Source organism: Paenibacillus sp. F4 (genome assembly GCF_002894905.1).
Taxonomy (GTDB): Bacteria; Bacillota; Bacilli; order Paenibacillales; family Paenibacillaceae; genus Paenibacillus; species Paenibacillus polymyxa_B.
Window position 1 is genome coordinate 57,352 of record NZ_POVS01000014.1, and the last position, 12,193, is coordinate 69,544.

Here is a 12,193-nt window from a genome sequence, read left to right on the forward strand (position 1 = left end):
GGGTTTACTCCTGATCTGCCTTTTTATGAATTCCATATTTAAAGTTGCTCTCAGCCTTTTAGCGTGAATCCTTCTTGAGCAGGCACATCGGCATGCTGCCTTGCCGTCTGATGCTGTTTAAAGAATAACGGATAGATCGCGAAGGACACCAGCAGACTCACACAACCAATGACGCCTAGAGCAATCATATCTTTGAAGATGTAGGTGATATCCAGTCCTTTGAGCGTGATGTTCCGTACAGCATCCAGGTAATACGTCAGTGGCAATATTTCAGCAAGCCCCCGCAAGAAGCCGGGCATTGCTTCCAATGGCCACGTATAGCCTGACAGCATAAAGGAAGGAACAGCAATCAGCATCAGCGTTTGGGTCGCATCCACTCTGGTCTTGGAAAAGAGACTGAATAAGAAGCCTAATCCGCACAATGCAAAGTTAAAGACCAGCGATACCAAAATTAACGGCAGTACCTGTCCCCTAAACGGAATATCGAAGCATAAAGCGCTGATACTGAATACAGTCAGCACATTGAAAGCTCCCGCCGCATAATACGGTGCCAGCTTGGCAATAGCCAAACGCCAAGGGGTATTTTTCCATGCACCAAATCTCCCCCAAGTCCCTGCTTCCTTATCACGCGTGCAGGACAACGCGATACCAAGCAGCAAACACTGCTGGAGAGCCGCAGAGATAACCCCTAGTGGCATGAAAAGCTTATAATCATATACCGGGTTAAATAGCACTCTGGATCGGAACGGGATGGTAGTCAGCGTCGACGCGGCCTGATCGGCGTTCATTCCCTTTTGCTTCATGGAATTGACCGATACTCCAGCGCTCACGCTGCTAATGACCTGATTCGCAATCCGACTGGCACTATTGGAATACATCATATTACTGCCGTCAATCAGCGTGAGCACGGGTGGATTCTCCCCATGCTTAAGCCGAGTCGTAAAGTTGTCGGGAATGACGATTCCGACCTTAGCTTCCCCGGTCTCTACCTGACGGACAGCATCTTCCTGATTGGTCGCTTGCCGTGTAACGGCAAATGAGTCGGTCGAATCGAACGCCTGAATGATCTGGCGACTGAGCTGTGAATTATCTCCATCGTACACTGTGACAGGCATCTCGGTAATTCGCTGATGTGAATATAGAAAGCCGAATAGTATCGTATACACAATCGGCGTAATCAGCAGAATAGCCATAAAACGGCGGTCCCGGAAGATGCTCAGCCATTCCTCGCGAAACACATCGCGGATACGAAGTCTTTCCTGTGAATCCTGCATATTACTGCGCCCCTTTGCCTGTAAACAGGACCGTGGAGCCTGTTGGAACCGAAGCAGCAAGGTCCGGCAATGCTACTTTAACACCGAAGGAACGGACATCCTTGTCACCGGAGCTTTGGCTTGGTTTTTGAATGGCAAAGTCGGCAGCCGATTCTAACAGAATGACTTTACCCTTCAGCTCCTTACCGCCAGACAGCAATTTAATTTGGACGGTATCCCCTGCTTGAAGACCGTTCAGAGACGTTTCAGGTACATAGAATTTAGCCCAACGTTGTGTCGAAGTTTCAATGGTATAGACCGGGAATCCTGCGCTAGCCATTTCACCTAAGCTAAGCGACTTGGATTTTACGATTCCATCTTCAGACGCATATAGCGTAGTGTAGCTCAAATAGGTCTGAGCCTCTTGAAGCGCGGCTTCCGCTTGGGCTACCTGTGCATTGGCACCTGCAACCGCAGATTGAGCCTGCTCAACTGTGGATTGCGCCGCCTTCACAGCGGATTGCGCTTGTTCTACCGAAGCCTGAGCGGCTTTGACATCTTCCTGCTGCAAAGCAACTTTACCTGCTCCTGCCTGTGCTTCCTTCACCGCGGCCAATGCCTGACGGTACTGTGCTTCAGCCGCCGTAATTTCTTCCTTGCGGCTTCCCTCACGTACCATATTCAGTTGTTGAGAAGCAGAGTTGTACTTGGCTTCTGCCTGTTGATGGTCCAGCGTCGCTTGATCCAGTGACGCTTGTGTTGCTGCCCCGGCCTCTTGAAGCTTTTTGGTGCGCTCCAAATTTTTAACGGTCAGATCCAGTGTTTCTTTGGCTGCTTTCACAGCTACTTGCGCTTGCTCCAGCTCTTGTGGTCTTGCGCCGCTCTTGAGGGCGTCCAGCTTTGCTTTGGCTGCGCCCGCAGCCGCTTGTGCCTGTTCAATCTGGCTGGATGAAGCCTGTGCAGTCACGCCGACCGCTGTCGACCCCTGGCTCTTTTTGGCCTGAGCTGCGCTCACGGTAGCCTGTGCCTGGCCTACTCCTGCTTGAGCCTGCAACACACCGGCTTTTGCTTTGGATACATTACTCTTGGCTGCCAGCAATGCCGCCTGTGCCTGCTTCACTTTATCTTCCAGCTCACGACTTTCCAGATGGGCTAACACTTGCCCCTTTTTCACCTGATCGCCCTCTTTAACGAGCATCTGGTCAATCCGTCCTGCCATTTTAAAGCTGGCATTGAGCGTATCCGACTCCACATAAGCCGTAGGAATGGAAGAAGACTGATCCGCAGACAAGCTGCTTCCATCTCGTTGAAAAGCGGTCAAAGCATAAATTCCTACCGCGATTAAAACAATAAGTACGGCGAAAATCGTATATTTTTTAGCTTTCATGTTCTCATCACTCCACCTGTCTATTAATGTTGCATCCCCAGCGCGTTACATACAAATACTTCAATACTTTCGCGAACCTCCTGCAGATTCATAGTTTCGCCCCAAACCATCGACCGCATCGGAGTGAAAATGTAAATACCGAATAAGCAATTGGCCGTCGTTTTGGCATCCAGCTTACTTGAAATTTTCCCATGAAACTTACCGGAATCGATCTCTGCCTCCATAAAATCAAAATAGTCAGCCAGTACCTGCCTAATATTAAAATGCTGTTCCTGTGAGACCCATCCCTTACTGACCAGGAGACGGCAAAAGTCCGGCTCTCTCCCAATGAACTCAATATGTACTTGGATCAGCTTGCGAACCCTAAGTTCTACCTGATCCATAGGAACCTGAGCCATAGCTTCATGGATATCCTGGACAAAACGCTCCATCCCCATTTTCAGAATGTAGATGTACAATTCTTGCTTGTTTTTAAAATTGTAATACAGGGTTCCCTTGGCTATGCCGCATACCTTGGCGATTTCCTCCATATTTGTTTCATTAAAGCCTCGTTCGGAAAAAGCTTTGAGTGCGCCATTAAAAATAATTTCCTTCGTCTGCTGTTTCATGCTTCCTCCTTTTTTTGAACTGACCGTCCAGTACAAAAATTATGTATTTATTATAAGCCCATTTTTAGTTATCCAGCAATAGGAAATGTGCAAAAATGACCATTTTAGACAGATCGTCTAAACGCTTATTCTAAAAGGGGAAATGAAAATGCAAAAACGGACCGAATAAGTGAGGGGGTCACTCATTCGATCCGTTATTTCATAAAATCGGCTGATAAGGGGGCGCATACTACGGTTTATCAGTCGATTTTAAGGGAAGGCCGACTATTTTTTCACCGTTTGATTGTATTGCGCAATTTTGCCTGTAATTTCTTGTGCAGCTTGATCCAATGCCTGTTTTGGCTGTTGCTGGCCACTCAGAACGGCCTCGATTGCACCTTCGACGATTTGGCGCGCTTCTGGGAATACGCCCATCACTGCGCCCTGTGTAGCGGTGGATTGTGCCGATGCGTGTAATTGGTCAACTGCTGTCTGGAATTGCGGATATTTTACCATATTGTCTTTGAGTACCTTCTCGTCATAGGCTGCTTTCGTGATCGGGAAGTACCCGGTATTCACACTCCATTGTGCCTGTACAGCTGGGGAAGCGACGAATTTAATGAACTCCCATGCTGCCTTCTGCTGAGCTTCGGGCTTGTTGTTCATGATGTACAAGCTTGCGCCGCCTACAACCACGCCGCCTTCTTTAGCTTCATTGGCTCTTGGCAGGAATCCTGTGCCTACTTCAAATTTATCGCCAACCTGCTCCACAATATTACGCAGCGAAGCGGTGGAATCTAGCGTCATCGCAATTTGTCCTGCGGAAAAAGCCTTTGCCGTATCGTCCGAGTTACGTCCCAGATTGGATACAACCTTTTCATCGATCATTTTCTTCCACCACGTCAGCGTTTTTACACCGGCATCCGAATTCAGCATGGATTCCGTTGCCGCTTGGTCACGACCATTGCCATTATTCACATAATCCGCGTTCTGATTGGCAAACAGTTGCTCCATAAACCAGCCGTAGATGGCAATGGAAGCACCGGATTTACCATCCTTGCTCAAGGCTTTTGCAGCCTTTTCGAACTCATCATACGTTTTCGGAGGGTTAGCTGGATCAAGTCCTGCGGCTTTGAATGCATCCTTGTTATAGTACAAGATCGGGTTTGACGTATTGAACGGCATGGCGTTTAATTTACCATCAATCGTGTAGTATCGTGTAATATTCGGCTCTAGCTGCGACAGATCGAACTTGTCTGCATCAATAAATTGTTGTACAGGTGTGATCATTTTGGAGTCAATCATGAATTTACTACCGATTTCGTATACTTGAATGATGTCCGGGCCGCTGTTGGAACCAAGCGACGCTTTCAGCTTGTTCAAGCTATCATCATATTTGCCTTGATATACTGGCTCTACCTGAATGTCCTTATGACTGGCGTTAAAGTCAGCAGCGATCTGCTTGATTGCTTTTTCACCGTTACCGGACATCGAATGCCACCAAGTCAGCTTCACTGGAGAAGTCGCTGCTGCCCCATCACTACCATTACTCGGCTTCTCTGCAGCAGTATTATTGCTACAACCTGCTGCAACCACCATGGCAGTCAAAATAAGCAGGGTCAATGTACTTTTTAGACGAAAAAATCTCATAGTCTCTCTTCTCTCCCTTTGATTAAATGATTCTTGAATTGGCATTCTCTTGCGATATTCTTGTGTGTTGAAGCTCTGTATATGGGCTGCTTGCGCAGGTGTTGCTTTTCATTCAAAATACGTGATCAGCCTTTAAGCGCTCCCGCTGCCATTCCACGAACCAACTGTTTTAGTCCAAAGATCAGCAGGAGCAGAGACGGTAAAATGACAAGGGCCGTACCCGCAAATACCAAATTCCATGAAGTCGATTCCTGAAATTCGAGCATGGATATTCCGATCTGTACCGTACGCATATTCTCACTATTGGTGATCAATAAAGGCCAGAGGTACGAATTGTACATATTCAGGAACGAATACACAGCCAGTGTTCCAAGCGCAGGGCGCGATAATGGAAGCACATGGAACAGAAAGTAACGGATATGTCCGCACCCATCCATTCGAGCCGCCTCAAACAGTTCCTTGGGAAGCTGGAGAAAAAATTGCCTTAACAGGAATGTTCCGAATGCCGTCGCCAGAAAAGGAACCGTTAACCCTTGATATGTATCAAGCCAGTTCCAGCTTCGTACCGTCAGGTAGTTTGGAATAATGGTCACTTCCCAAGGGATCATCATCGTCGCTACAAACATGCTGAAGATGAAGTTTTTTCCCTTGAATTCCATTTTGGCAAAGGCGTAGGCCGCCAAGCTCGCTGTAATCAACTGCCCAATCATCGTCAGACCCGAAATGAGAAATGTATTTCCAATAAAGGCTGCAATCGGAACAATTTCAAACACTTCAGTGAAATTCGCCATATGAAAAGAATGTGGAAGAAAGCTTGGTGGATAAGCGCTTGCTTCCTCCGGCGACATGACTGCCATAAAAAACGTATATATAACCGGATACAAAATGAGAGCAGCTGCAATCGTAAGCAGTACATACAGCAATGTTGAATTCAGGTGTCGTTTCATTGGTAATGCACCTTTCTTTCCACCCATTTGAACTGAATCATCGTGAGCAGCAGAATGACGGCAAACAAGACAATGGCCTGCGCGCTCCCCGTTCCAAACCGGAAATTAACGAAAGCTTCCTGATAGATGGAATACACGAATACATTCGTACTGTTCACCGGACCGCCTTTGGTCAAAATGTTAATTTGAGCAAAAGACTGGAAGGCTCCAATGATGGAAACTACTGTTACAAAAAAGATCGTCGGTGATAACAGTGGCAGGGAGATACGCCAGAACGTGACGAGCGGGCCAGCTCCGTCCATTTTGGCACTTTCATACATGTCATCTGGAATCCCTTGAAGTCCGCTCGATAAGATAATGTAATTGAAGCCAAGATTCATCCAGATGGTCATCATGGCTACTGAGAACAGTGCCCAATCCGGGCTGGTCAGCCACGGAACCGGATTGATATGTAGCAGGGAAAACACATAGTTGAACATCCCCAGTGTCGGATGAAAAAGAAATTTCCAAATGACCGCAGATGAACCGACCGACAACACCATCGGCAGCGAAAAGGCAAACTGGAAGATACGCATTCCCCGCAATTTACTGTGTGTAAGTGCAGCCAGTACCAGCGCCAATAAAATACCTACTGGTACTGTTAGCAGTGCAAACAGGAGTGTGACCTTAATCCCTTGTAGAAACAGTCCCGAGCTGAAAAGTGTAGTAAAATTATCTAACCCCACATAAGCTGCAACGTTTCCTGCGGGATCTGTAGAATGCAAGCTGAGATAAACGGATTTGACCATCGGATAAAACATAAATACAGCAAACAAAATAAGCGATGGAGCCAAAAAGGTATACGCCAGCGCGTTTTCGCGCAGTCTTTGAATTTTTAGCGAACCCGTGCGTATGCGGGCTTTAGACGAAGTCTGTTGCTGACTCCTCGTCCCCAGTCCCATAGATTTGTTAAGCTCACCCAAAACGGAGCGCCCCTTTCTTTTCAAACCAACCTCAGTAAGTGTATCGTTTTGATGTAAAGGGAACATCAAGTGGGCTGGAGTAAAATGTTAATGTTTTTTCTTTTTGTAAAAGCAACCCTCTATAGGTATGAGCACAAGGGCGGTTCTAACCCTGTTGAGCTAGCGCTCGATCCATATATATCTCTCTAATTAAAAGACAAAAAACCTCCAAATTTGTAAGGAGCCTTCTTGGCACATTACGAAGTTGGAGGTTTTAGTTATTTGTTTTTCATAATCATTAGTTCTCACAAGAGATACCTGCTTCTTGCTCTAGTACAGCTATAAACCTTTCTATACAATCTCCACTCGGCAGGTGGGTGAACACCTCGTTCACACCCTGATTGATCAGCGTGATGTTCCCCCTAGAATCCGACAAATCCTTATCCAGCTTAGCCAGTGAAATATGGTGATAATTGATGAACTTGACCCAAGGAGTACCCATAGTGCAGGAATAAAAGATGATTCGTTGGGATGTCACTGCCAGCATTCCATGATGCGATATCTTCTGGGAGCTCTGTTGCAAATCATACGTACACCCCATACATGATCGGATGTGTTCGCCCGCTTCTAACGTCAGACTAATAGCTCGCAACTCTTTTTCATTTGTTTGCATCCCGTCTCATCTCCTGTTCGAAGTTCAGGAACGAGTCGCAGCTCCTTGACCTCAGATCAGCTTTTGCGGCTTGTCCCGTCGACCTCTTCATTTTTCGTCAGATTAAGACTCTCACGAACTGGACAATGACCTACCTCAACTGCACATTGAAACCAAGGATGGATATGTACAACTTAACATGGGTACAGGATGTTATCAACAAGCAAGCTACCACTCTTTTTCAGCATAACTCCGCAATCTGCGCATTGTTGTGTCAGCTTGTATCTCACAATACTATACTAATATTACTACGCAGGTCGTATCACACCTCTCCCCTGTCCTTACAGGGATGATATAACAAAGGGACATTGTATGGGAAGTTCAACCGACCATAAGAAAATGAAAAGAAGGACATGAAGTCTGCAATCATACCTTCCATAATCCATCCTTCCATCATAGTTCCGTAACAAAGCTCTGTCTGGAGGATCAGTGCCAAGTCCGCATCGTATAAGTTACGGGTACAGAACCCCATCTTTTTCCTCCTCCAGATGCTTCCTATACTGAACTTGCTCGTCAAATCATAAAAAAAGACTTCCCCGAGTTTATTCACTTGGAGGAAGCCTTTTTCTGTTTCTCGCTTATAAATAGAATAAAAAAATACAACAAACTATTTAATTAATATGTTTGTAATTGTGAGGTTGCTTGACTGTTGTGAACATATAAAAATAATTTGTATGTAGAGCTAAAGTAACCATTAATTTTAACCCAAGTAAATGTCAAGGTTGCACGAGCAGGTCTTGAGTCAGTCTGTTTAGGTTGATCAACAACCAAATTATCTCCACTTGAGTATCCCCCGATGATATCAACATAAGGATCATAAGCGTCTGATATATAGCTATTTCCACCTTGAACTAATGTATAATCAGCAAAAAATCTTGCTTTAACGAAAGAGGTTTCTTCTCTTACTGTTGCATTTGTAAATGTTCTATAACCAGTTCCTCCTGAGGCATATCCTCCTGAAACATCATTTGGAGTAATAACATGTTCTTCCTTTATTTTCGCGTTTGTAAGATCTATTGTTGACTGAATTACGGAGCCATCGGGAAATGTAGTTTTTTGTATTTTCAAACCATCTGATGATTCTATTTCACTTGTAATACCAGTACCTTTTTTCTCGGGATTGTCAGAATCAGGAAGTTCCCCTGCCTTAATCTTTTCTATTAAGCTTTGTTGCACTTTTTCAGAAAGCCCCAAATCATTTAAATGATTAGATATCTTATCTAAATCCTGATTTGAAAATGTAACAGAAGGAACCTCACTTGCAAAACTAGGGGGTGCCACTGAAAGTAAAAGAGAGGCGGACAATATTGCAGACGCTACAACTTTTTTCATGTCCTTCCTCCTATAATATGGTATGATACTATTGAAGATTAACATATTATAGATTTATATGTCAAATATTATTAAAATTTGGAGGATTATTTATGTTTGACAAATTATTTCTTCATGAAATGTCTATTTTTTTTTCTTAGGAAGCGAAATACTGCTCTTCATTTTTGCGCTTATTTTTATCATTAACACTTTTAAAAAAAACAAAGCAATGCATCAATTGGATAAGATTCTGGCAGAAACAACCCAGCTAATAAAATCGAAGTAAGGAGAGGATTCCAATAGGAACCTGGACTATATCTGTAACCATAATCTACTGGTTCTGCTTTATTCATATTTTTATATGTTCATGTGCGTTGATCTACTTCTTTAAAGTAAGAAAAACAAATAAATTATTCCAGAGAAAAATAGAATTGCTTACTAAGCAATTAGAAATACTCAAGGAGCAGCTAGAAAAAAAATACTAATTTGCAAGAGGGATTATTAGTATTAGGCACTATTCGCTAACTTGAAATTCTAACCGAGTTATGTTAAGGAATATATAGTCTATTTCAAAAAATCGCCAACCAAGACCTCTCACAAGTTCAATGAACTCATGTGAGGCCTTGGTCTCTTTAGAAGTGATCAATTCCATTATTACATCTTGCACCCTCTTGGATTTAGCCTCATCAAATGATCGCATTTAATCTTAAGACCTGTTCTAAAGCTTATACCCCTCCCTTTAAGAAAAATTTTATCGTTACATTCATTCGCCGAAATTATGATTTTTAGCGTGTTTTCTTAGTGTAATCTTTCGTGAGTTTCAAATTTCAAATACCGCATCGCCCTCCACGCAAATGGTCGTATCAACAGCTTCTTTACAATTAACAAAATCGCCATGCTTCTCTTCCTGAGGTTTAATATCCCAAAAATGAATTTCAGAAACGAGGAATGGTATACGCTTCTTCTTGGCAAGCTAATGTGAGAATACGTTAGAACGGAGAAGAAGCCTTATGAAATATAACCGTTTGCTGTGCGCTGGAATTGCTGTTTCTTTACTGTGTATCAGCTCTTGTCCCACTCCATCTACCAATGCACAAGCCCCATCATACGCCTCCCCTACTCCTACAAAGGGAAGGGCCTATTACGAAGAACGGGGCGACATTGTATGGGAAGTTCCTACCCATCGTAAGCTTATCGCTCTCACATTTGATGACGGACCGGACGAAAGCAATACGCCTGCCATTTTGGATTTGCTTAAAGAATACAATGCTAAAGCAACCTTTTTTGTCGTCGGCAGCCGTGTAGAAAATCTTCCTGATATTGTGAAACGAGAACGAGCAGAAGGGCATGAAGTGGGCAATCATACCTTTTATCATTCATCTTTTCAGTATATTTCCCGTAACAAAGCTCTGTCAGAATTGGATCAAGCCCAAGCGAGCATCGTTCAAGCAACTGGTGCGGGAACCCATCTTTTTAGACCCCCCGGCGGCTCCTACACCGATTCGTTAGTCAAGCTCTCCAAGGAGAAGGGGCTGAAAATTATTTTATGGTCCTGGCATCAGGATACCCTAGATTGGCGAAAACCAGGTGTACACCGTATCGCTAATAGGGTGCTTCGTAACGCCCGTAATGGCGACATTGTCCTGATGCACGATTATGTACATCAAAGTACACAAACCGTCGAAGCCCTGAAAATCATTTTACCGGAGCTCAAGAAGAGAGGGTTTACCTTCGTTACGGTATCCGAATTACTCTCTAATCGTGAAAAACCGGATGGGCTCATTGAAGTGAATAAGTAAAAGAGAGCAATAAAACTCCGTCAATTATTTGTTGACGGAGTTTTATACATGAGGATTTTGCGAAAACCCAATAAGAAAGTGATAATTCTCCGAGCGATAACGTGTTGTTAACGAATGACTCAGAGAATGTACGGTATGGCTGGCTTCCCAAAAGCATAATCTATTTTTCAATAATTTTTCATTGAACTTTAAAAAAGCCTATTACATCATATTGCTATTTTCATTTGCTAGCTATACCTTTCAGTCCAACGTTTTGGAGGCTAGCCATTGCATCATCGTTATTTTCTTTCCGTTAATCACCTTCGATACTTCGTTGTTATAGACGTAAATCCAAGACCAGTGGCCATTGTATTCATACGGTGTTTGGTCGCTCTTTTTGTACAAACCAGAGGTATCTACTACGTTATCAAATAACGACATATGAACATCCTTTGCTCCAGCATTCACTAAACGGTTGTAGGTCGGAATCGTATAATCGTTGGGCGGAACCACAGTGTCAGTTTTGGCAGCCACAAACCAGATCGGCAGCTCCTTCATTTCGTTAATCTGTTCATCCGTTATAAGGCTATCCTTCAAGGCTTCACATGCGACCACAGCGGCGGCAAAATAGTCTTTATAATCACGGATCATCAGCATAGTCATATAACCACCGTTGGAGTCTCCTCCAATGTAAATTCGATTTGTATCAATGTCTTTGTTCTTGGCCACGTAATCCTTAATTAAGGACATCAATGCTTGCTCGTATTTGGAGGTGCCGTCTCCGAAGCCTGTAAAACCATCCATCCAGTAGGTTGGAGTCTGAGGTGCCAGCACATAAGCCCCTTCAAAATAGGATTGAATATCTTTAGATGCAAAATTTGCTGCATTATTTCCGGAAATCGGAATCGTCGGATCTGTACCTCCCTCACCCATACCATGCAGCCAGATCACCAAGGGGTTTTTCACTTTGTCTTTTGACGGTGCATAGTCCGCATAGGCTAAAGTAATCCCGTCAAAAATAGCTTTGCCGGTTGTAAATTGATCAACTAGCTTCCGTATCTGTCCTGCGGAAGTATCAATCTTCAAGCCGGAAATCGTTCCTGATGTGGTTTTAATAGCTTTTTGCTGCGTGATTGTGTATTTGTTATCATTCCATGCGTTAAACCCGGAACCTGCCGCATCATAATGAATAGCTGAGCTTAGTGTTAAGGCCGGGCCGACTTCCATTTCTAATACGACATAGCTTCCAGTTTTATTTACAGGGTTGCCACTTTTGTCCGATACATAGGCCTTGGTGACTTTCCGGTTGCCACTCTCAATAAAGGGATTTACCAATCGGCTGTCGCTTCTTCCCACATGCACCTTAAATGTATCCTTTGTTATCGCATCTTTAGGTACTGGCTTACCCAGGTTAACAATGATCTTCGTAATGGCTGCTCCCCAATCCTTAACCTCCGCAACCGTCTGGTACGAGGTGGGCTGTATCTTTACATCCTTGGCCCATGCACCGGAATTGAAAGCAAGGGTCGTACCGATAGTTAAAGTGAATAACATAGTTGTTTTAGCAGCCTTTTGAAACCGTTTAAACATGATGTCTTACCTCCCAGGTCCATTAATAAAACGCTTA

Annotated in this window: 10 protein-coding genes; 1 reads left to right on the plus strand and 9 read right to left on the minus strand. The window is 44.1% G+C overall.

Annotation, left to right across the window (positions count from 1 at the left end; genetic code table 11):
* Positions 1–50: 50 nt before the first annotated feature.
* The 8 genes from C1T21_RS15485 to C1T21_RS15525 all read right to left on the minus strand — a co-directional run bounded on the left by C1T21_RS15485 (position 51) and on the right by C1T21_RS15525 (position 8,809).
* Entirely contained in the window at positions 51–1,274 is a 1,224-nt protein-coding gene (locus tag C1T21_RS15485) for an ABC transporter permease (protein WP_103048868.1), read from the minus strand.
* Position 1,275: 1 nt separating this feature from the next.
* Positions 1,276–2,640: an HlyD family secretion protein gene (locus C1T21_RS15490; protein WP_103048869.1), complete on the minus strand. Its 1,365-nt coding sequence runs from the start codon at positions 2,638–2,640 to the stop codon at positions 1,276–1,278.
* A gap of 23 nt (positions 2,641–2,663) precedes the next feature.
* Positions 2,664–3,248: a TetR/AcrR family transcriptional regulator gene (locus C1T21_RS15495; protein ID WP_103048870.1), complete on the minus strand. Its 585-nt coding sequence runs from the start codon at positions 3,246–3,248 to the stop codon at positions 2,664–2,666.
* A 264-nt stretch (positions 3,249–3,512) separates the two neighbouring features.
* Positions 3,513–4,877, minus strand: a complete 1,365-nt coding sequence (locus C1T21_RS15500; RefSeq protein WP_103048871.1) for an ABC transporter substrate-binding protein — start codon at positions 4,875–4,877, stop codon at positions 3,513–3,515.
* A 125-nt stretch (positions 4,878–5,002) separates the two neighbouring features.
* Positions 5,003–5,824 (minus strand): carbohydrate ABC transporter permease, encoded by an 822-nt coding sequence (locus C1T21_RS15505; protein WP_025721535.1) that lies wholly within the window; start codon positions 5,822–5,824, stop codon positions 5,003–5,005.
* Entirely contained in the window at positions 5,821–6,786 is a 966-nt protein-coding gene (locus C1T21_RS15510) for a carbohydrate ABC transporter permease (RefSeq protein ID WP_103048872.1), read from the minus strand. The genes C1T21_RS15505 and C1T21_RS15510 overlap by 4 nt, the downstream gene beginning before the upstream one ends.
* 277 nt (positions 6,787–7,063) lie before the next feature.
* Positions 7,064–7,438 carry a PH domain-containing protein gene (locus C1T21_RS15515; protein ID WP_103048873.1) on the minus strand — a complete coding sequence of 125 codons (375 nt, stop codon included), beginning with the start codon at positions 7,436–7,438 and terminating at the stop codon, positions 7,064–7,066.
* Positions 7,439–8,092: 654 nt separating this feature from the next.
* Positions 8,093–8,809, minus strand: coding sequence for a hypothetical protein (locus tag C1T21_RS15525; protein WP_103048875.1), 717 nt, complete (start codon positions 8,807–8,809; stop codon positions 8,093–8,095).
* A 989-nt stretch (positions 8,810–9,798) separates the two neighbouring features.
* On the opposite strand from C1T21_RS15525, the gene C1T21_RS15535 reads away from it, so the two are divergent.
* Positions 9,799–10,587 carry a polysaccharide deacetylase family protein gene (locus C1T21_RS15535; protein WP_103048877.1) on the plus strand — a complete coding sequence of 263 codons (789 nt, stop codon included), beginning with the start codon at positions 9,799–9,801 and terminating at the stop codon, positions 10,585–10,587.
* Between the two features lie 240 nt (positions 10,588–10,827).
* Here the strand turns inward: C1T21_RS15535 and C1T21_RS15540 are convergent, their stop codons facing one another.
* A complete protein-coding gene (locus C1T21_RS15540) occupies positions 10,828–12,156 on the minus strand; it encodes a prolyl oligopeptidase family serine peptidase (protein ID WP_103048878.1) in 1,329 nt (442 codons plus the stop codon).
* Positions 12,157–12,193: the final 37 nt, after the last annotated feature.